Here is a 19,841-nt window from a genome sequence, read left to right as displayed (position 1 = left end):
AGGTGTTTTGTCAGGCGAGCCAAGCCAGCGAAATCAGCGACAGAACCGAAGTCCAGATGATGACCGGCGCGATCTGGTCGGTGCGCACGCCATGCAGCAACGCCAACGAGAATGCCATCGCCCCGGATGGTCCGGCCGCGCAGAGCAGAAGAAGGGTGTTCCACTCCTCTGGTCGTTCGCCAAGATGCAGCGCCGCCCAGGCAAGCGCCGGGAAGGCGATGAGTTTCAGAGCGGAAATTGACACGACGGTCGGCGTTGGAACGAGGTTCTGGCCTGACAGGATCACGCCGAGCGCGAAGAGTGTCATCGGTGCGGCTGCGACGCCGGCGAAATTCATCGCCGTCTGCACGGGAGCAGGCGCGGTCAAGGCGGCAAAATTGAAGACCAGCGCGAGCAGGACTGCGAAGAGAACAGGATTGCCCGCGAGCCGTTTCAACGTCTGCCCCAATGCCGCACCGCGATTGGCCAAAAGGTCGGTCGTGATGATGAAGAAAGGAAAGCTCACCGCCGAATCCCAAGCCACGACCGCCCGGATCGGCATTCCAGCCTCGCCGCCATGCATCAGTTGCGCGATCGGCAGGATATAGAGCACCGAGTTGACGAAGACGGTTGCCATTGCCAACAGCCAGGCCTCGACCGCAGTTCGCTGCAACAGGTAGCGCGCAACCGCGAAGGAAAGAGCAAAGACCGCGACCTGGCAACCGATATAGATCGCCATCGCGTCGAAGTGGAACGCCGAGAGATCCAGCCCGCTCACCAGCGGAAAGAGCAGCGCCGGTTGCAATACGAGGAAGCCCACGCGATTGATCGCCGCCGCTTCCGCCCGGTTCACCTTTCCGAGACGGCCGAGCAGGAAGCCAAGCGCCAGCATCGAGAAGACCGGCAGGATCTGGTGTGTCAGGACGTGGAGCATGGGACGGTGCCGCTGGAGACCTTTACTGAGTTCACTTTCACCGCCCCGGGGCAAGAGGGCGCCACTTTTCGCCGCTCAGAGCAGCCCCCGCCCTGCCAGGTTGCGCATCAGCGCCGAGATGCCGAAGCGCCATTCCGGGCATTCGGTCGAAAGCCCTACCGTGTTGCGCAACGCGCCGAGCGCAGGATCGGAGATCGTGACAACGTCGCCAAGGTGATGCGTGAAGCCCTGCCCCGGCGCATCCCGATCCTGGACCGGGGCGAAGAGTGTGCCGAGGAACAGGAAGAAGCCGTCGGGATACTGGTGATGGCGGCCAACAGTCTGCCGCACGAGATCCTCCGGGTCCCGGCTGATCTGCGACATGGAGGAGTGGCCATCGAGCACGTAACCATCCGTGCCTTCGACCTTCATCGTCAACTCCGCCTTGCGGATCGTATCCAAGGTGAAATTCTCGTCGAACAGGCGCAGGAACGGGCCGATCGCGCAGGAGGCGTTGTTGTCCTTGGCCTTGCCGAGAAGTAGCGCCGAGCGGCCTTCGACGTCACGCAGGTTCACGTCATTGCCGAGCGTCGCGCCGCAGATCTCGCCGCGCCCATTCACCGCCAGCACGATCTCCGGCTCCGGGTTGTTCCATTTCGACATCGGGTGCAGCCCGACCGCCGCGCCCCAACCGACCGACGCCATGGTCGGGCACTTGGAGAACACCTCCGCGTCCGGACCGATCCCGACTTCGAGGTATTGCGACCAAAGCCCCTCCGCCTGCAGGACCGCCTTCACTTCCATCGCCTTGGGCGAGCCAGGCTCGATGCCCGAAAGGCTGTCGCCGATTACCGCGCCGACCTTCTCGCGGATCGCGGCGGCGCTGTCGGGATCGCCGGCAGCCTGCTCCTCGATCACCCGCTCCACCATGCTGGCGGCGAACGTCACGCCGCAGGCCTTGATCGCCTGCAGATCAGGGGGCGCCAGCAGGCGCAGATCGTCCTCGCCGGCGTCGGGGGTGGAACCTGCCACGAGTTCGGCCAGTGTGCAGATCGCCTCGCCCGAGGCGGCGCGTGCGGCTGCGGTCGGATCGGCGCTGTCCAGCAGCGCCTGCATGGTCGGCAACTCGCGGCTGGTGATGTCGATCACGCTATCGCCGTCCAGTCGCACCAGTGCCGGGCCGATACCCGGTCTCCAAACGCGGGTGACAAGAGTGGCTTCGGGGATCGAGTTGGAAAGCGGTAGCATCGTGGTCCTCCTGTGGCCGGTTTGGCGGAAACCTTCCGGGCCGATTAAGTCATTGCACGCAGTTGGTCTCTCGGTCTCACTTGCCCCAGCGGAGCACAAGCGGATCGAGCGGGCGCAACAGTTCCAGCAGCATGGCGGCAGTATCCGGGTGCAGCGGCGGGATTGGGTGGCGGCAGAAGGCGGAACCGATCACGCCCCCTTCGACCATCGCCACCTTGGCGGAGCGGAACCCGCATTGCCGGTTCTCGTGATTGATGGCGGGAAGCACGCGAGCGTAGCCCGCGATGGCTGCCTCGCGATTCCCAGCGAGGAAATCCCGGATCACCGGGCCGATCAGGTCGGGGATCATGGCCGAAGTCATGGAACCGGTCGCGCCGGCATCCAGATCGGCCAGCAGTGTGATTGCTTCCTCGCCGTCGAAGGGCGCTTCGATCAGGTCGCCACCCTCGGCGATAAGTGCGCGGAGCTTGGCAGCGGCCTGGGGGCATTCGATCTTGAAGAGCTTCATCATCTCGATCTCGCGCGCCATCCGCACCAGCAGCGGCACCGGCAGGTCCACCCCCGAGAGCGGCGCGTCCTGCAGCATGATCGGGATACCCACCTCGCCCACGGCCCGGAACTGCTCGAAGGTCTGCTCCGGCGTGCCCTTGAGCAGTGCGCCGTGATAGGGCGGCATCATCATAACGATGGCCGCGCCGAGATCCCTGGCGAGACGTGCCCGCTCCACGACGATAGGCGTCGCGTAATGGCTGATGGTGACGATCACCGGCACGCGCCCGGCAACATGGTTCAGGCAAAGCCGTGTCAGAGTTTCACGCTCGGCGTCCGAGATCAGGAACTGCTCGGAGAAGTTTGCAAGGATACAGATCCCGTCGACACCCTGATCAATCATGCAATCTAGCACGCGCTTCATACCGTCGAGGTCGAGGCTGCCATCGTCATGAAATGGCGTCGGGGCGACCGGCCAGATGCCGGAATACGGTCGGTCCGTCATGGGATCTCCGGTTTCATACAAGGTGAGCAGGTTTGGGCCAATATCGCCTTCATGGATGATGCGGCCTCGTGGCCGACCACATGGCCAGTGCGACAACGCCCAGCAATGCCAGCGCCATGGCGATATTGATGCGGTGATGGGTCCGTTCCGACAGGTCGAGCCGATGCAGCGAAACGCCCGCCCAGAGCCACGCGAGGTGGATCGGAATCCAGATCGCGTTCAGGATGAGCACCTTGCTCGCCAGCTCGAAAACCTGCGCATCGGGTGCGTAGCTGAAGCCGGTCATCAGCGAGGTGTTGACGGCATAGGCCTTGGGATTGATCACCTGGAGCAGCACGCCCCCCGTGATCCCAGGCGGCACGCGCGCCTCCATGAACGCAACGCGGGCACCGGCGGTCGCAATGCGGACGGCGAGGTAGAGCAGGTAGCTCACCGAAACCAGCATCAGCACCGTGCGCAGCCAGGGGATCGACATCAGGATCGCCGCAAGCCCGGACACAACTGCGAGCAACACAAGGTTGGTCCCTATGAACAGACCCAGCACGTAGCGCAGGGATGGCCGGAACCCATAGGCCGCGCCGAAACCCGCTGTCGTCATGACGCCCGGCCCCGGTGTGAGGATCAGGAGGATCACCGCCGTTGCAAAGGTCAGCATGAGGCCTGCGCCCGACGCAGTGTCACGACGATGCCTCCCATTTCGGGGGCTGAGATCTGGTCATGTGGATGCTCCTCCTCCTATTCCGGGTGGTGTCCAGCCGGAATGGTATACCACGCAAATCCAGTCGTTTTTGACCGGGATTGTCAAGCTTGCAGGCAGGAAAAATGGTGAAACAATATAGCTTTGGCGTCGGACGTTCCGGCCAACGCAAACAGGTCGGCGCACCAGCGTAGGCGGCGCGCCGAAAAGGGATAGCAGCCGCGCTCAGTCCACTATCACCGCGCGGCCATCGGCGATCATCTCTTCGAGATCAAGCAGGCTGTCGACCCCGCCCTTAACCTTCGCCTCGAGCTCCGCTTCCATCTCCACGACGCGGGCAACCGCCTCGATCACGGTATCGATCTGGGCGAAAGGCACAACAACGACACCGTTTTCATCGGCAATGATCATGTCGCCACTGGAAACGCAACGCCCGCCGACAGACGCCTCGAAACCGACCCGGCCGGGACCGGTTCCATTCGGCGAATTCGGGTTGAGGCCCGTGCACCACACAGGCAGCCCGACCTCGACGATCGCAGTGTAGTCGCGCATCTCGCTATCGGTAACGAAACCGGCGATGCCCTTGTTCTTCATCATGCCGCAAAACAGGTCATCGGCCGAGGCGACATTGCGGTGGCCATGCATTGCCGCAATGATGATATCCCCCGGTTGGGAAATCTCCAGCGCCGCGAGCGAGGCGAGAATCTCGGCCGGCCCGTTATCGGCCACCAGGGCCGGACCGACAGCGCGGCAGGTAATGTCCCGGCCGTCGCCGATCGCCCGGATCGACGAGGCCATGGCGCCCTGCCCGCCCATTGCGTCGCAGACAAATGCCGTCGGCACATCACGGAAGGCATCGACCTGCGCGGCGGTCGGGCGCGGGAAGTTGCGGCGGATGGTGAGGATCGGAGGCGATTCGATCATGGCGAACTCCTGGTTCAGATCTGGTTGGTCAAAAACTGCAAGATGTAGAGCGTTCCCATTCCGGCAACGATGGCCCAGACCACACCGAAGCGGAGCCCTGCAAACAGGGTTGCGAGCGCTGCAAGGACCCGGATCGGATCCAGCGTGCCGCCGGTCGCCTCGGGCCAGACGATCAGCGGCAGGACAAGCGCGGGAAAGACGGCGGCACCGACATATTTGAGGTGCAGCAACACCCAGTCGGGCAAAGTCCTGCGACCAAGAAGCCCCAGAAAGGAGAACCGGATCAGGTAGGTGCCGATCCCGAGCAGGATGGTCAGCGTCCAGAAGGTTGCATCGGAGATCACGCCAGCCCCCTGTCCGCCCTGCGGCGCAGGTAAAGTTCGGCCTGAGCGCCGGTGACGATTCCGCAGAGCGCCGCGATGATCAGCCCAAGCGACCATGGAACCCATGCGAATGCCAGCGCCGCCACGGCTGCCACGAGCGCCGCCAGCACATGCGGCAGAGACCGCAAAAGCGGCCCGAGGAGCGCGATGAAACAGACGGGCACCGCGAAATCGAGCGAGAACTGGGACGGGATCGCCGTTCCCACGATGGCACCCAGAAGGGTGAAGGCGTACCAGAGCGGACAGATCAGCGCCATGCAACCGAAGTAATAGGCGACCTTTTCTGGCCGGGTCATCCCGGGGTTGTCCTCGTAGGTGTGCACCGCCACGGCAAAGGCCTGATCGACCATGACATAGGCCATCAATGCCCGGGTGCGGAGCGAGGTATGGCCAACATGGGGGACAAGCGCTGCGGAGTACATTGCCATGCGCAGGTTGACCGCCAGCGCGGCCAGAAGCGCGATCAGAACCGGGGCGTTGTCCTGCAACAGCGCGAGCGCGGTGAATTGCGAGGCACCCGCGATCACCAGCACCGACATCGAGAATGTTTGCAGTATGTCGAGGCCGGCATCCCGTGCGACCACGCCGAAGAGCGTGGAATAGGGAATAATGATGAGGACGAAGGGCGAGGTGTCGCGATAGCCGCGCCAGAAGGCTGCTCTTTGCGTCACCGCGTGACGTCCCTGCAAGAGCGGAAAACGGCCTCTACCGAACCACCCCGATTGGCGCTCTGAAAAGCCGACGGAACAACCGGAGATTTGGGTTCTGCGGCATTCAAACTGAGCGCAATGGCTTCGGTGCAAGCCGCGTTCCGGACCTGGTGAAAACTGCCCAAAACGACTCCTCCCAAGGTCTCGATTTCGACTTGCATTTTGTATACCAGACGGGAAGGGTACCTCAAGTGGTACCGATATCGAAAACGCCTTACCGCCTGATCCCGTAAGGAATTGCGCGCTTTTCGAATGGCAACCGGCTGTTTCCGGCCGTGCGAGGATCTGACACAATCAGCGGGCACGGAGCCCTTTCCGAGACCGCCAGGAGGACAAATGGAATGAAGAGCATCATCATCACCGGAGCCGGCTCCGGCATCGGGCGCAGCACGGCGAATGTCTTTCTCGACGCAGGCTGGAGCGTCGGGCTGGTGGGTCGCCGCGTGGAGGCTCTGGAAGAGACTGCCGCAGGCCGGGAGGCCGCACTGGTTCTGCCATGCGACGTGACCGACGAGGCACAGGTCGACGCGACATTCGACAAGACCGTGGAAAGCTGGGGCCATCTCGACGCGATCTTCAACAATGCCGGCGTCGCCATGAAAGGCGCTCCGATCGACGAGATTTCGGTCTCCGACTGGCGCAACGTGATCGAGGTGAACCTGACCGGCGCCTTCATCGCCGCCCGCGCCGCCTTCCGTGTCATGCGGTACCAGGATCCGCAGGGCGGACGCATCATCAATAACGGCTCGATCTCCGCCTATGTGCCCCGCTGGGGGGCGTCGCCCTACACGGCCTCGAAGAGCGCGATCACCGGCTTGACCCGGACAATCAGCCTCGACGGGCGGCCTTTCTCGATCGCCTGTGGCCAAATCGACATCGGCAATGCCACCACCGATATGGGCAGCACCGCGGCCGCCGGCGTGCCGCAGGCCGATGGCTCCATCGCAGTCGAACCGATGATGAGCGTGGACAATGTCGCCAACTCGGTCCTGCACATGGCATCGCTTCCGCTTGAAGCGAATGTCCAGTTCATGACGGTTTTGGCGACCAACATGCCCTATATCGGTCGCGGTTGAAGGCTGACCCGCGCTCGAAGCAGCCTTGTTCCGGGCGCGACGCCTCCTGCCTCAGGGCAGCATGGCGGCCAGGCGGGCCTCCTCGCGGGCCCGGTGCCAGATATAGAGTCCGGAGATGGCGATGATGATGCCGCCAATGAGCGTCCAGATTGTCGGCCAGGTGTTGAAGATCACCACCCCGGCGAAACTGGCGTAGAATATCTGCAGATACATCATCGGCGCCAATACCGAAGCGTCGGCCCAGCGATAGGCAACCGCGGTGATCGAATGTCCGAACATCCCAAAGGCGCCAATGGCAATGGCCACGGCCCAGACGGTCGGGCTGTCCGGCCATGACCAGGACGAGAGAACGAAGGGCAACAACGCCACCGTCGCCAGGCCGCTCGACCAGATTTGCTGGACCGCATTGGTTTCCACCCCGGACAGTTTCCGGGTCATGATGAAATAGAGCGCGACCGAAATCAGCGACGTGAGGCTGAAGACGATCGCCGGGTTAAAGCTCGCTCCCCATGGCTGAACCACCAACAATACGCCGGAGAAACCGACAAAGACGGCCACGATCCGGCGAATACCGACCTTCTCGCCGAGGATCGGGATCCCGAGCAGCGTGACGACAATCGGCGACGCGAAGGAAACGGCCGTGGTGATCGTGATCGGCAGGTATTTCAACGCGATGAAATTGAGAACCGTCGATGCGAGCAGGAAAATGGAGCGCCACAGTTGCAGACGAGGGGCGTTCGAGCGGAAGGCACCCACTCCCTCCTGAGGGACGTAGAGCAGTAGCGCGTAGATGAAATGGCCCGCATAGCGAAAGAAGACGATCTGCATCACCGGCATGCCGACCAGGTTGAGCCATTTGGCGGACGTGTCGATGCAGGTGTAGAAAGCGACCGCAAGCGCCATGGTGACGATCCCTGCAGTGGTGCGCTCTTCGCGGGGGCGGACGGAACTCACCTTGCCCTCACAAGACAAAGCCGCCCTTGTCGCGGCGGCATGGCGAAGAAAACGGTGCTGTCGGAACAGAAGGCAACGATTTGCACTTTGAGATTGGTCCCATTCTGCTGGCTGGGCCGTGCTGGCCGGTCGCAGCCGAAAGGCGACAATAACGCCGGGGCGGAAAGCCCGCCCCGGCATTCAGGATATCGGTTCCGCTATAGGAACACTGTCACGATTTGCGGCCATGTCAGCAGCACCGTCAACGCCAGCAGCTGTAGCCCGATGAAGGGCAGGAAGCCACGGAAGATGTCGATCAGCGTGATATGCGACGGCGCAACCGACTTCAGGTAGAAGGCAGCAGGGCCGAAGGGCGGCGAGAGGAAGCTCACCTGCATGTTCATACAGAACAGCACACCAAACCAGATCGCCACATGTTGCGGCTCGACATGGCCGAGGAAGCCGAGTTCTTCCACGGGCAGCTTGGACACGATGGGCAGGAAGACCGGCATGATCAGCAGAACGATACCGATCCAGTCCATGAACATGCCCATGATCAGGAAGATCACCATCATGACCAGGATGATGCTCATCGTCGGCATATCCGCCGCCACGATCATGTTGGCCACGTAGGTCGGACCACCGGCAAGCGTGTAGGCAGCAGCGAGAGCCGATGCACCGATGGTCACCCAGAGGATGGTACCGGTGGACTTCAGCGTCCGCATCAGGCTGTCCCAGACGATGTCGAAGGTCATCTCGCGACGGATCAGACCGATGACAAAGACCGCGATCGCACCCATGCCGGCAGCCTCGGTGATCCCGGTGATGCCCATGTAGATGGAGCCGAGAACCACGCCGATGACGACGATGGGCGCAACGAGGCCCTTGCCCATATCCCAACCGGCTTTCGAGCGTTCCTTGCCGACCACGAAGAACATTAGTGCGGCAGAGATGATCACGAGGCCAAACAGGTAAGGCAGGTCCGACACCATGCCGAGAGCGATCGGATCGACACCTGCTTCGACGTCGTTCTGGCCGGTGAAGGTCAGGAACAGGTTACGGATGATCAGCGCACCGCCGGCCCAGATGAAGAACTTCGACAGGAAGCCCACGAACATAAGGATCTTTTCCATCCCCCTCGGCGCATCCAAATCATCCGGCGGCAGCGGGGCCTTTTTGTGATCGAGCTGCGTCGTCACGACGATGTAGATGATGAAGAACGAGGCCAGCATGAAGCCGGGCAGGAAGGCTGCGGTGAAGAGTGCCTTGATCGAGGTCTCGGTCACCAGACCGTACATGATCAGAACGATCGAGGGCGGGATCATGGTGCCCAGGGAGCCAGAGGCACAGATCGTACCGATTGCGAGGTTCTGGTTGTAGCCCAGGCGCAACATCTGCGGCAGGGCGATAAGGCCAAGCAGAACGACCTCGCCACCGATGATCCCGGACATGGCGGCCATGAGAACGGCCATGAGCGAGGTGACGATGGCGATGCCGCCACGGGTACGGCTGAGCCACATGCTGAGGGCGGTATACATGTCCTTTGCAATACCGGAACGTTCCAGCAGCGACGCCATGAAGATGAAGAGTGGCACCGATATGAGGACATAGTTTGTCATCTGTCGGTATATGGCGCCCCCGACGACCGCGAGTGGTCCCCTGCCGAAATTGCCGTAGAGCATTTCCGGACCGAATTTCATGATTAGAACGGCGACGGCCAGAAAGGCCGAGGCGAAGCCCAGCGGCATCCCGATGGCAAGCAGGAAGAACATGCCCAGCAGCAGGATGATAGAAAGCGTGGCGATGCTATCGACCTTCATCCACGCGAATAGTTCGAGAAATTCCAACTCACTTCTCCAGCGCTTGGCGGATGTGCTCGATTTCGGTCTCGTCGACCTCGGCTCCGCTGTGGTGTTCGGGAAGCTTGTTCCAGTCGGCAATCAGATTCGAGATCGCCTGAATGGTAACGAGGACGATAATGATCAGGATCGCGGCCTTGATCGTACCGGGGAGCGGCGGATCCCAGGCGGTACCGAAGGTCTCCATACGAAGCGCCCGCGTCTTGGCGTCGTTGTAGCCGCCCCAGATCATCGAGAAGGTGAAGAAGACGATCAGCAGCGTGGAAAGCACGTCCGACGCCTTTTGCGCCCAGCGCGGCATGATATCGTAGATCACGTAGATCCGGATATGACTGCGCTGCTGCATCGCGTATTGGCCCGCGAAAAGGAACACGAAGGCCGCGATCCAGAGCGAGAGCTCGTTTGCCCAGAGCGTCGGCCGCGAAAAGACGTAGCGCGAGATCACCTCGTAGAACATCACAAGCACGATGAGCGCGGTCAGCACCATCGAGATGCGAGAGATCACCAGCGAGAAGATATCAAAAAAGCCATCCGGCTCCAGTTCGATATCACCCTTGAAATCCGACAGGTAGATCCCGGCGGAAAGCAGCGATCCGAGCATGGCGTACAGCATGATCGTAACGATCGTCCCCCCCTCGGAGGGCCGGATCATCTCGTGCATTCCGATCGCGTCGGCCATGAAGATCTTGTTGAATACCAGCCAGACATAGATCAGGGCCGTGACCCCGACGAAGGCCAGCATTATGAGCCGGACAGGCTTGCGCATGTGTCCAAGCCAGAGACTATCGGATTCCATGCTCCTCCTCCAGGACGGTTGTTTGTGTTATTGGGGATCAGGAAAGGTGAGCCCTGTCGGGCTCACCTGGCGCCCGCTCAAATGATGAGCGGGCAGTAGGAGTTCAGATTACTGGATCAGGCCGAGTTCACGCAGGAAGGTCTTGTTGGCTTCCAGGATCTTGCCGGCTTCCGGAGTACGGGTACCCCAGTCGTCCCAGGCCGCGACAGCAGCTTCGTTGTACTTCGCGATGTCTTCAGCCGACCATTCGTAGAGGGTCACGCCTTCGGCTGCGAGCTTGGTCGCGGCTTCGGCATTGGCCTTGTCGTTGTAGAGCGACAGCTGGAAGGCGAGCTTCTGCCAGGCGGTGTCGATGATGCGACGCTGCTGATCTGTCAGGCCGTCCCAGACGTCCTTGTTACAGGCAAAGTGGTCAGCCGGCATCGAGTGGAAGCCCGGATAGTTCGCGTGCTTCACGATCTCGTAGAGGCCGAGGCCGACGTTGTTGTTGAGGCCGGAGGCGTCGGCGCCATCAATGATGCCGGTTTCAAGCGCGGTGAAGATCTCGGTGAAGTCCATCACGATCGGCGAGGCGCCGAGCTTCTGGAAGATCTCGGTCTCCATGCCCGGGGGCGAACGGAATTTCCAGCCTTCGAGATCGGCAACGCCGGAAATCGGCTTCGAGGAGGAAAGCGATTCCTGGCCGTAGATCTGCCAGCCGATCAGCTCCATGCCATGCTCGTTGTAGAGTTCGTTGGCGATCGCTTTGCCGTCGCCGTAGTAGAGCCACATGTAGCGCTGCCAAGGCGTCTGGTAGCCGCCCATCATGTCGCCGACGAACTGGAAGGCGGGGTTCTTGCCGGTCTGGTAGGCGCCGCCGGTGCCGTCACAGTCGACGATGCCGTTGATCGCGGCGTCGAAGGTCTCGGTCGTGGCGACGACCGAAGACGAGTAGAAGATTTCCAGCGTGATGTCGCCGCCGGACATGGTTTCTACGTCGTCCTTGAACTGGGCGTAGAATTTGCCTGTGGGGTGCTCGGACGCGTAGTGCGTCTGGACCCGGAGATTTACCGGATCAGCCACTGCGGCCGAGGCCATGAGCGCGCCGGCGGCAACGGTCATGAGAGCTGTCTTGTACGTCATATTCTTTCTCCTCCCGGGCGATCCTCTTCCGCCCTGTTTTGATTGGCTAGCATTCGCCAAACCGTGAATGGTATACCATCCACCAGTATGCTACCCAAGCACGCCGCGTTGATCAACGGGTGCCGTTTTACATAACTGCACTGAATCTCCTTCGCGGTCTCTCTGTTTTTTCGGCATTTCGCCTTATCGAGCAGCAAAATGGCCTTGGATGTTAAGAAATGGCGCTCCAACAAGTGCCGAAGCCCATTTCTCAACTCGACAAGCGCGACGTTTTCGCACGCTGCATTCCGGTGGCGAGCATTCGCGTTGCGGCCTTCCTTCATGCGGCAAACCGACGCGATTTTCTTGAAATCTCCGCGAAGAGACCCCGCAGCGCGAGCTTCAACCGTGAGGTTGTTGCAGCGAGAACGAATCAATCGTTTCGGGCTGGTTGAGGGCCGTGATTCGCGAGCGCAAAAACGGCTGGCTCCTGTTCGCGTAGCGAAGCCGATTCGCAAAAACTCGTCCTGTTGGCGAGTTACGGTTTCCGGCTTATTCACAGTCACTTGCAAGGATATGCAGCTTTCAGGATGACGGTCTGATCTGTGCGTGTTGAAATAAGCACACACGGCCGGGTTGGACGCCCGATGACAGCGGCGGCACGGCATCGGACAATCACGTCCGCCGATAAAGCAGCCCCGCAGATTTCAACTTTGGCGCGAAGCTGACGTGCCCCGCCATACGAGGCATCAAGGCGGAGACAGGCTGGAAAGCAGCTGATCCACGCATTGCGCATCTATTTTGAAATGACGGGATGAAAACATGGATGCGCCGGCGCCACGGCAAGACCGTGGCACCGACGCGTTCCCTGGAGAGAATTAGGCGCGCGGAAGGATGCGGCGCAGGGTCTGGAGGTTCTTGCCGCAGACCGACAGGCCATCGCCGCCATAGCTTTCCAGCAGGATCGGGCTGGCGAAACCTTCGGCCAGCGCCATGCGGATCGCTTCGCGGTAGTTGATGATACCGAACTCGATCGGCACCGGAGCGGACATGTAGGTTCCGGTCGCCGGATCTTCGTCACGAATGTAGTTCTTGATGTGCCAGTACTTCATGAAGGGCGCGACTTCGGCCAACATGACATCCCATTTCGGCATCGGACGGTGCAGGCGCACGAGGTTGCCGATATCGGCGCAGATACCGACATTGTCGCGATCCACGTCCGTTACGAAACGCACCGCACTCTCGGGCGTGCCGATATAGGTGTCTTCGTACATTTCCATGGCGATGGAGATGCCGACTTCCTTGGCATGGTCGGCCAGTTCCCGGATGCGGTCCACGCCCAGTTTCCAGGTGTCCGGATCGTCGGGGTTCTTGTAGCCCTCGGCGAGCCAGAACCACAGTTCCTTGGTCTGCGCTTCGGTGAAAGGTCCGAAGAAGCCAAACGCCACTTCCTTGGCGCCAAGGTCAGCGGCGGTGTCCAGGAAACGGTGGCAATAGGCCAGCATCTGGTCGCCGGTTTCCGGGTCGATCACGCATTTGCGCGAAGTCGACATGGCCGGAATCGTCAGACCGGCTTCCTTGACCACGGCCTTGAACTCGTCCAGGCGCGATTTTTCAAGGTCCGCAACCCGCATCCAGCTATCGGTCGGATCCAGCTCGGTGAAGCCTTCTTCAGCCACCTGCGCCAGCGCGTCCGCCCATACCTCGGCGGGAGCGTCCTGCACCAGGCTGCCATCGGGCAGCGTCGGTGCGAAGGGGATCATCGCGCAGGCAATCGGCCAGTCTTCGCGGGTCCATTTGTATTTCGACATGAGGTTATCCTCCGATCTTTCCGTCTAGTTCGTCTTCGATGTGAATACGGATGATTTCGTCGAACTCTGTTTCCGCGGTGAAACCGAGTTCGCGTGCACGGGTTGCGTCGAAGCACCGGGCCCAGCCGGCGACGATCCCCTGGATCGTCGGATCCGCTTCGCGCTTGATCAACGCCGCAGCTTTCGGACCGGCGACCCGCTCAAGAGCCGCGATCTCCTCGCCGACGGTGGCCGAAATGCCCGGCATCATCAGGTTGCGGCGCGGGCCGATCAACGAAGTGTCCATCGTCGATGCGTGGGTGAAGAACCCGACAGCGGAACGCGGGGAGGCGAACCAGTGGCGGACACTCTCATCCACCGGAAGCACGGCTTCCTGTCCGGAAAGCGGCTCGCGCAGGATGTTGGAGAAGAAGCCCGAGGCCGCCGCGTTGGGCTTGCCGGGGCGGATGCAGATCGTGGGCAGGCGAATGCCGACGCCATCGAAGATGCCGCGACGGGTATAGTCGGCCAGCAGAAGCTCGGAAATTGCCTTCTGCGTGCCATAGCTCGTGAGTGGGGTCGTGAAGAAGTCGTCCGGGATGCTTTCCGGGAAGGGCGCACCGAAGACGGCGATGGAGGAGGCGAAGACCATGCGCGGGCAATAGGGCTCCTTGAGACCCTCGGTCCGGATCGCGTCGAAGAGCCAGCGCGTTCCGTCGAGATTGACCGCGTATCCGAGGTCGAAATCAGCCTCTGCCTGGCCGGAAACGATGGCGGCGAGATGGATGATGAGGTCGGGGCGGTCGGCGATGAGCTGTTCCGCAACGCCCGGCTTGGCCAGATCGACGGTGCCGGGCTTTGCAATCGCGGCAAGGCTTGTGGGGACCGGCGGCTCGAATACGTCGACGAGCGACAGGGTTTCGATCGGACCTCCCAGGATCTCGGGCTCTACCGCAATCCGCTCAACGAGCTTCCGTCCGACCATGCCGGCTGCGCCGATGATCAACACTTTCATTTGTTCAATCTCCTCCATTCGAGCGCCCTAAGGCGATTTACCGGACTGCGATAAGGAGATGTCGGCGCTCGCCCCGCGGCGGCTGACCGGAACCCGAAAGCTCGGTGTCGCTCTGGAGGCTTTGCGCAATTGGCCATATCTGCAGCGTCGCATGCGATCTTGATCGAGCGATGTGCAGGTTTGGTCGGCGGGCGGGGTCAGGAACGACTTTGTCGGCTGGCCGATTTCCGCCAAGATCTCCTCTCAACAGCGGCCGCCGGCTCGTTGAAGTGAGTCGTCTCGTAACGTCCGGTCAGCCGTTGGCGGAACGTTCGCATAACGGCGTTTTCCGTGCAATGGTAAAATTGTATACCAAACACCTTTTAAAAAAATGCCTTTTTGCACTCTCTCCCCATTTCCATTTCGCGGAAGCGATTTAAGATGGCGGGGGGAGGAAATGGACGGATGAAAAAGAACGGGCTGGCCAATCTGGACGACGATCTGGCTGTTGAGCGCATGTCGCTTGCCGAGATCGCGGCGGAACGGCTGAGAGAACTTATTCTGATCGGCAAGCTTCCTCCGGGGCAGCCTCTGTCTGAACGTGAACTCTCCGAACGGTTGCGGATTTCCCGGACACCGTTGCGGGAAGCGATACGCGAACTGGCGGCGGAACGTCTTATCGACGTGCTCCCCAATCGCCGCCCTCAAGTCGCGGACCCCTCACTTGAGCATATTGAAGATCTTTTCGATGTACAGGCGGCGCTGGAAGCACTTGCAGGACGTTTGTTCACCAAAAGGGCGACGCAGGAGCAGATCGACGAACTTGTCGCGATTCATGAACGTTTCAGCAAGTTCCCGGATGATTGCGAGCCGCTGAAATTCTTCCGGACGGACATGGCATTCCACTCCGCCATCGTGCGCGGCGCGGATAATGTCGCGCTTGCGGACACCCATCGGCAGTACAACGCCGCGCTCTTTCGCGCCCGTTTCATGTCCTCACGGCAACTGCGCTGGCGCGATATCACGATCGCCGAGCACACGGAGATCCTGGATGCGCTCTGCGCCCGGGATGCGGAGCGCTCGGCCGCCGCGCTGACGACTCACCTGATGAGCGGGAGGGCAAACCAGAGGATGCTGGACCCGGACGCCGACTGATAATCCCGGGCAGAACGCGATCCGGACAAGCCAGGAACTCTGACCGGAATTCCTTCCGCAACAAATGCGAAGGGCGCCGCATAAGCGACGCCCTTCGGCATATTATGGCAACTGTCGGCGTGGCTCAGAGGGCCGCGCGCAGCGCTTCCGTCATGGCTTCGAGCATGACATGGCACGAGGCCGCGCCGGGATCGATATGGCCGACAGAGCGCGCGCCGAGTTTCTTCGACCGGCCACGACGGCTCTCCATGTCCTTGGTCGCCTGCGCACCCTCACGCGCACCATCGGTCGCCGCCTGCATGACGCCAAGCACATCCGCGCCGCCAGCAGCAGCGGCCTTCGCCGCCTCGGCGGCGGGCATCCACGCGTCGATCATCGTCTTGTCGCCCGGATTGGCACCGCCACGCCCAAGGATACCCTTCAGCATGCCCTCGACCCAGGCCGCTGCCGCTTTGGCATCAAGATTCAGGCGATCGTTCACGGCCTTGCCGCCGGTATTGAAGGCACCGGCATAGAGCGGGCCGGAGGATGCGCCGACTGCGTCCAGGAAGGCCTTCGCCATCTTGGTGCAGGTCTGGCTGATCGTGTCATCCCCGGGCGCAACGTCCAGCGCCTTGATCACGGCGGTCCAGCCGATATCCATCGTAACGCCATGGTCGCCATCGCCGATCACCCCGTCCAGTTCGCTGAGCATGTCGCGGTCGCGCGCAATCGCGGCTCCGGCAGCATACATCATCTTGCGGAACACTTCCGGCGTAACGGGACCATCGGTCGCCAGCGTGTCGCGGTCGATATTGTCGGCGCGGCTGGCGGAATCATAGTTCCGTTTCGTCCGGACAGCACCTTCGACCGGAGCGGGCGCGGTGCCCACGGTCAGCGCGGGCGTGCGGCAGGGATGATCCAGCAGCAGCTTGAGATCGTCATCGAGCTTCAGCAGGGTAACGGACGCACCGGCCATTTCCATGGAGGTACAATATTCGCCGACCCAGGTGTGATGGATCTTCACGCCCTTCTCGCCGAGGATCTTCGCCACGCGCCGGTTGATCAGGTAGAGCTCCATCAGAGCGGTCGAGCCAAGGCCGTTGACCAGGACTGCAACCTCGCTGCCTTCGCCAAGTTCCATCTCGCCCAGGATCAGGCTCATCAACTCGTCGGTGACATTGTCTGCCGTATCGATCTTGGCGCGGCGCATGCCGGGCTCGCCATGGATACCCATGCCGATTTCCATTTCGTCCGGACCGATCTCGAAATTCGGCTTCAACGTCTGCGGCATGGAGCAGGCAGAGACTGCAACACCCATCGACAGCGTCGCGGCATTGGCGCGCTTTGCGGCGTCTTCCACTTCGTCCAGCGACCGGCCAAGATCGGCGGCAGCGCCTGCGATCTTGAACACGAAGAAGTCGCCTGCGATCCCGCGGCGCTCATGCGCACGCTCTTTCGGGGCGGAGGCGACGTCATCGATCACCTGGACCGACCGGGCTTCGATGCCCAGCTCGGCACATTCCTCGGCGGCCATGTCAAAGTTGAGCACGTCGCCGGTATAATTGCCGTAGAGCAGCACCACACCCGCGCCGCCATCGGCCGCCATCGCGGCCTGCTTGACCTGTTCCGGCGAAGGTGAGGCAAACACGTTGCCGACAGCCGCCGCATCGGCCAATCCCCGGCCCACATAGCCCGCAAAAGCCGGCTCATGGCCGGAGCCGCCGCCGATGACTATGCCTACCTTGCCGTCACGTGGCCCGTCGACGGCTACAACAGCGCGACCGCTCTCGCCTTCGAGCTTGAGCATGTCAGGGTGGGCCGCGAGCATCCCCTCGATCATTTCCGGAATGATGTCTTCCGGCGCATTCATCAGTTTTTTGGTGGAATGGTCCATAGCGTTCAAGGTTTTGCTCCTTCTGCATGTTACCGCCGCGCGGATGGCCGCTGGGCTGGTTCCACGGAACCTGTTCATGACGTCTACCCGCACGCACAGGCGGGAATCGGGGTGTGATCGGGGCCCGATTTGGCGGGAATCATAGACTTCACCCAAAGGAAACGCAACAAATTCGCACGGAATATAGTTGTTTTTGTGATTTTTTATGCTACGATTTCACAAAAGGATGTGACGATTGTGAAAAGAGACGCTCGACGGCAGGAGATTATGGATATGCTCGTTCGCGACGGGTCTGTCGCGCTCGATGCGCTTTCGGAGCATTTCTCGGTCTCCAAGATGACGATCCACCGCGACCTGGACGATCTTGAGCAGGCCGGTCTGCTGCGCAAGGTTCGCGGCGGCGCGACGATAGAACCCGGCACGCAGTTCGAAAGCGACTTCCGTTTCCGCGAGCGCCAGGGCGGCGACGTCAAGCGCCGCATCGCCCGCGCGGCGCTGGAACTGGTGGAGCCCGGCTCCACCGTGATCGTCAATGACGGCTCGATGGCGGCTGTGCTCGGCGCGATGCTGGTCGAAGCCCGCCCGCTGACGGTCATCACCAACAATTTCGCGGTCATGGAAGCACTCCGCAACGAGCGCGGCATTACCCTGATCGGTCTCGGAGGCACTTATTCCTCCAAGTATAACGGCTTTTTTGGCGTCGTGACCGAGGAGAGCCTGTTCCGGCTGCGAGCCGATATCGCCTTCATCTCCACGCCCGCCGTGTCCCGGACCACGAGCTATCACATGGATGACGCGGTGGTGCGGGCCAAGCAGGCCATGATGAAGATCTCGGACCGCAAATGTCTCATGGTCGGCCACCAGCGCTTCGGGCGATCTGCCCTGCATGCCATGGCGGATCTACGGGATTTCGACGCAATCGTCACCGATGCCGAGCCGGGTGCAGCCTCGATGGAAGAGCTGCGGGACGCCGGCATCACCCTCACAATCGCAAAGGATAAAGCGGAATGACCGAGCTGCCTTCAATCTGGGTCGGAACCAGCTGGAAAATGAACAAGACATTGGCCGAAGCCTGCGCGTTCGCCGAGGCGCTGGCCGCTGCCGATGGCGGGCGCGACAGTCGCATCCAGCGTTTCGTCGTGCCGCCCTTCACTGCCGTGCGGCAGGTCAAGGAGATACTGAGCGGGACCTCCGTTCTCGTCGGAGCCCAGAACATGCACTGGGAAGACGAAGGCGCCTGGACAGGTGAGGTCTCTCCTGTGATGCTCAAGGATTGCAATCTCGACCTGGTAGAGATCGGCCATTCCGAACGGCGGGCCAATTTCGGGGAAACCATTGAAACGACAGGCTTGAAGGTCGCAGCCGCAGTGCGCCACGGGTTGATCCCGCTTCTGTGCATCGGCGAGACGCTGGAAGAGCGCGAGGCGGGCCGGGCACAGGAAGTGCTCGAGGACGAGGTGCGTGGTGCGCTGGCCGGGCTGGAAGGCGACGCGAAACAGGCACCCATCGTTCTGGCCTATGAGCCGGTCTGGGCAATTGGCAAAAACGGTATCCCGGCCAGCTCCGACTATGCCGATGCCCGACAGGCCGAAATCTCCGCCGTTGCCGAAGACGTGCTCGGACGCGCCATCCCCTGCCTCTATGGTGGCTCGGTTAACCCGGACAATTGCGAAGAACTGATCACCTGCCCCTCGATCGACGGGTTGTTCATCGGCCGCTCGGCCTGGAATGTCGAAGGCTATCTCGACATCCTGACCAAATGCGCCGCGGTGATCTAAGTCCGACGACCACACAAAGCAAAACCGGCATCCTAGGGCGCCGGTTTTTCATTTCCAACGGGCCAGATCAGGCCTTGCCGTATTTCACGTCGAGCTTGTTGATCGCGTCGACATTGCCAGCAGACCGGCCGGCTTCGTCGAAAGTCTCCACCAGGAAGGTGTCGACGATCTTCTTGGCCAGTTCCAGACCGATGCACCGCGCACCAAGCGTGACCACCTGCGCATTGTTGGACAGCGCGGCGCGCTCGGCCGAATAGCAATCATGCAGATGGGCGGCGCGAATCCCGGGCACCTTGTTCGCCGAGATGCAAACACCGATACCGGTGCCGCAGACAAGGATCGCCTTGTCGAACGTACCATCGGCAACGCCGCTCGCCACGCGATCCGCCATGTCGGCATAGAACTTCTCTGCGCCCTCGGGGGTTTCCGAGGCTTCGGTCACGTCGTAGCGGTCCGCCAGATATACGGCGAGGTCATGCGCCATGCCTTTTCCGGCAGAGTCGCCAGCCACTGCTAGTTTCATCTCTTTTCCTTTCTTCCTGGGCTCCAGGGCCTGGAGATGGCGCGATTGTAACATGCGGCGCGCCGAATTCAACATTCATAACACTCATGATGAGATTTTGATTTGCCTTTTT

General features: G+C 61.4%; 19 protein-coding genes. 4 read left to right on the top strand and 15 right to left on the bottom strand.

Annotated elements, in window-relative coordinates; translation table 11 throughout:
- Positions 1–10: 10 nt before the first annotated feature.
- The 7 genes from BLR85_RS07615 to BLR85_RS07585 all read right to left on the bottom strand — a co-directional run bounded on the left by BLR85_RS07615 (position 11) and on the right by BLR85_RS07585 (position 5,809).
- A complete protein-coding gene (locus BLR85_RS07615; protein WP_093152946.1) occupies positions 11–913 on the bottom strand; it encodes an AEC family transporter in 903 nt (300 codons plus the stop codon).
- Between the two features lie 75 nt (positions 914–988).
- Positions 989–2,140, bottom strand: a complete 1,152-nt coding sequence (locus tag BLR85_RS07610) for a fumarylacetoacetate hydrolase family protein (protein WP_093152941.1) — start codon at positions 2,138–2,140, stop codon at positions 989–991.
- 76 nt (positions 2,141–2,216) lie between these two features.
- A complete protein-coding gene (locus tag BLR85_RS07605) occupies positions 2,217–3,134 on the bottom strand; it encodes a dihydrodipicolinate synthase family protein (RefSeq protein WP_093152936.1) in 918 nt (305 codons plus the stop codon).
- A gap of 49 nt (positions 3,135–3,183) precedes the next feature.
- Complete coding sequence (locus BLR85_RS07600; protein ID WP_093152931.1) at positions 3,184–3,789, bottom strand: LysE family translocator; 606 nt, start codon at positions 3,787–3,789, stop codon at positions 3,184–3,186.
- A gap of 267 nt (positions 3,790–4,056) precedes the next feature.
- Positions 4,057–4,755 (bottom strand): RraA family protein, encoded by a 699-nt coding sequence (locus BLR85_RS07595; RefSeq protein ID WP_093152927.1) that lies wholly within the window; start codon positions 4,753–4,755, stop codon positions 4,057–4,059.
- 14 nt (positions 4,756–4,769) lie between these two features.
- Positions 4,770–5,099, bottom strand: coding sequence for an AzlD domain-containing protein (locus BLR85_RS07590; protein ID WP_244520646.1), 330 nt, complete (start codon positions 5,097–5,099; stop codon positions 4,770–4,772).
- Entirely contained in the window at positions 5,096–5,809 is a 714-nt protein-coding gene (locus tag BLR85_RS07585) for an AzlC family ABC transporter permease (protein ID WP_093152922.1), read from the bottom strand. Before BLR85_RS07585 ends, BLR85_RS07590 begins: the two co-directional genes overlap by 4 nt.
- Positions 5,810–6,189: 380 nt before the next feature.
- Between BLR85_RS07585 and BLR85_RS07580 the strand changes: the two genes are divergently transcribed.
- Positions 6,190–6,924, top strand: a complete 735-nt coding sequence (locus BLR85_RS07580; RefSeq protein ID WP_093152917.1) for an SDR family oxidoreductase — start codon at positions 6,190–6,192, stop codon at positions 6,922–6,924.
- Positions 6,925–6,975: 51 nt separating this feature from the next.
- Here the strand turns inward: BLR85_RS07580 and BLR85_RS07575 are convergent, their stop codons facing one another.
- From BLR85_RS07575 to denD, 6 genes are all read right to left on the bottom strand, one after another.
- On the bottom strand, positions 6,976–7,878 hold the full coding sequence (locus BLR85_RS07575; protein ID WP_244520645.1) for a DMT family transporter: 903 nt from the start codon (positions 7,876–7,878) through the stop codon (positions 6,976–6,978).
- Between the two features lie 197 nt (positions 7,879–8,075).
- Positions 8,076–9,677, bottom strand: coding sequence for a TRAP transporter large permease (locus BLR85_RS07570; RefSeq protein WP_093153217.1), 1,602 nt, complete (start codon positions 9,675–9,677; stop codon positions 8,076–8,078).
- A 28-nt stretch (positions 9,678–9,705) separates the two neighbouring features.
- Positions 9,706–10,512 (bottom strand): TRAP transporter small permease subunit, encoded by an 807-nt coding sequence (locus BLR85_RS07565; RefSeq protein WP_093152910.1) that lies wholly within the window; start codon positions 10,510–10,512, stop codon positions 9,706–9,708.
- 108 nt (positions 10,513–10,620) lie between these two features.
- Positions 10,621–11,634 (bottom strand): TRAP transporter substrate-binding protein, encoded by a 1,014-nt coding sequence (locus BLR85_RS07560; RefSeq protein WP_093152907.1) that lies wholly within the window; start codon positions 11,632–11,634, stop codon positions 10,621–10,623.
- An 857-nt stretch (positions 11,635–12,491) separates the two neighbouring features.
- Positions 12,492–13,424, bottom strand: coding sequence for a sugar phosphate isomerase/epimerase family protein (locus tag BLR85_RS07550; protein WP_068307751.1), 933 nt, complete (start codon positions 13,422–13,424; stop codon positions 12,492–12,494).
- A gap of 4 nt (positions 13,425–13,428) precedes the next feature.
- Positions 13,429–14,418, bottom strand: coding sequence for a D-erythronate dehydrogenase (denD, locus tag BLR85_RS07545; RefSeq protein ID WP_093152901.1), 990 nt, complete (start codon positions 14,416–14,418; stop codon positions 13,429–13,431).
- A gap of 444 nt (positions 14,419–14,862) precedes the next feature.
- On the opposite strand from denD, the gene BLR85_RS07540 reads away from it, so the two are divergent.
- Positions 14,863–15,552: a GntR family transcriptional regulator gene (locus BLR85_RS07540; RefSeq protein ID WP_093152896.1), complete on the top strand. Its 690-nt coding sequence runs from the start codon at positions 14,863–14,865 to the stop codon at positions 15,550–15,552.
- Between the two features lie 124 nt (positions 15,553–15,676).
- Here BLR85_RS07540 and dhaL read toward each other — a convergent pair whose 3' ends face one another.
- Positions 15,677–17,428, bottom strand: coding sequence for a dihydroxyacetone kinase subunit DhaL (gene dhaL, locus BLR85_RS07535; protein ID WP_093152891.1), 1,752 nt, complete (start codon positions 17,426–17,428; stop codon positions 15,677–15,679).
- A 195-nt stretch (positions 17,429–17,623) separates the two neighbouring features.
- On the opposite strand from dhaL, the gene BLR85_RS07530 reads away from it, so the two are divergent.
- The gene (locus tag BLR85_RS07530; protein ID WP_342028776.1) at positions 17,624–18,439 is read left to right on the top strand and encodes a DeoR/GlpR family DNA-binding transcription regulator; all 816 of its coding nucleotides are present in this window, start codon (positions 17,624–17,626) and stop codon (positions 18,437–18,439) included.
- A complete protein-coding gene (locus BLR85_RS07525; protein WP_093152887.1) occupies positions 18,436–19,206 on the top strand; it encodes a triose-phosphate isomerase in 771 nt (256 codons plus the stop codon). The genes BLR85_RS07530 and BLR85_RS07525 overlap by 4 nt, the downstream gene beginning before the upstream one ends.
- Positions 19,207–19,273: 67 nt before the next feature.
- Here the strand turns inward: BLR85_RS07525 and BLR85_RS07520 are convergent, their stop codons facing one another.
- Positions 19,274–19,729, bottom strand: coding sequence for an RpiB/LacA/LacB family sugar-phosphate isomerase (locus BLR85_RS07520; protein WP_068307759.1), 456 nt, complete (start codon positions 19,727–19,729; stop codon positions 19,274–19,276).
- Positions 19,730–19,841 lie beyond the last annotated feature (112 nt).

It is taken from the genome of Aliiruegeria lutimaris, assembly GCF_900099935.1.
GTDB classification, from domain to species: domain Bacteria; phylum Pseudomonadota; class Alphaproteobacteria; order Rhodobacterales; family Rhodobacteraceae; genus Tropicimonas; species Tropicimonas lutimaris.
This window is presented reverse-complemented; position numbering and strand designations above follow the sequence as displayed.

Coding starts and splice junctions, on each gene's coding strand:
- BLR85_RS07615 (WP_093152946.1), bottom strand. CDS start 913: ATGCTCCACGTCCTGACACACCAGATCCTGCCGGTCTTCTCGATGCTG.
- BLR85_RS07610 (WP_093152941.1), bottom strand. CDS start 2,140: ATGCTACCGCTTTCCAACTCGATCCCCGAAGCCACTCTTGTCACCCGC.
- BLR85_RS07605 (WP_093152936.1), bottom strand. CDS start 3,134: ATGACGGACCGACCGTATTCCGGCATCTGGCCGGTCGCCCCGACGCCA.
- BLR85_RS07600 (WP_093152931.1), bottom strand. CDS start 3,789: ATGCTGACCTTTGCAACGGCGGTGATCCTCCTGATCCTCACACCGGGG.
- BLR85_RS07595 (WP_093152927.1), bottom strand. CDS start 4,755: ATGATCGAATCGCCTCCGATCCTCACCATCCGCCGCAACTTCCCGCGC.
- BLR85_RS07580 (WP_093152917.1), top strand. CDS start 6,190: ATGAAGAGCATCATCATCACCGGAGCCGGCTCCGGCATCGGGCGCAGC.
- BLR85_RS07570 (WP_093153217.1), bottom strand. CDS start 9,677: ATGAAGGTCGATAGCATCGCCACGCTTTCTATCATCCTGCTGCTGGGC.
- BLR85_RS07565 (WP_093152910.1), bottom strand. CDS start 10,512: ATGGAATCCGATAGTCTCTGGCTTGGACACATGCGCAAGCCTGTCCGG.
- BLR85_RS07560 (WP_093152907.1), bottom strand. CDS start 11,634: ATGACGTACAAGACAGCTCTCATGACCGTTGCCGCCGGCGCGCTCATG.
- BLR85_RS07550 (WP_068307751.1), bottom strand. CDS start 13,424: ATGTCGAAATACAAATGGACCCGCGAAGACTGGCCGATTGCCTGCGCG.
- denD (WP_093152901.1), bottom strand. CDS start 14,418: ATGAAAGTGTTGATCATCGGCGCAGCCGGCATGGTCGGACGGAAGCTC.
- BLR85_RS07540 (WP_093152896.1), top strand. CDS start 14,863: ATGAAAAAGAACGGGCTGGCCAATCTGGACGACGATCTGGCTGTTGAG.
- dhaL (WP_093152891.1), bottom strand. CDS start 17,428: ATGGACCATTCCACCAAAAAACTGATGAATGCGCCGGAAGACATCATT.
- BLR85_RS07525 (WP_093152887.1), top strand. CDS start 18,436: ATGACCGAGCTGCCTTCAATCTGGGTCGGAACCAGCTGGAAAATGAAC.
- BLR85_RS07520 (WP_068307759.1), bottom strand. CDS start 19,729: ATGAAACTAGCAGTGGCTGGCGACTCTGCCGGAAAAGGCATGGCGCAT.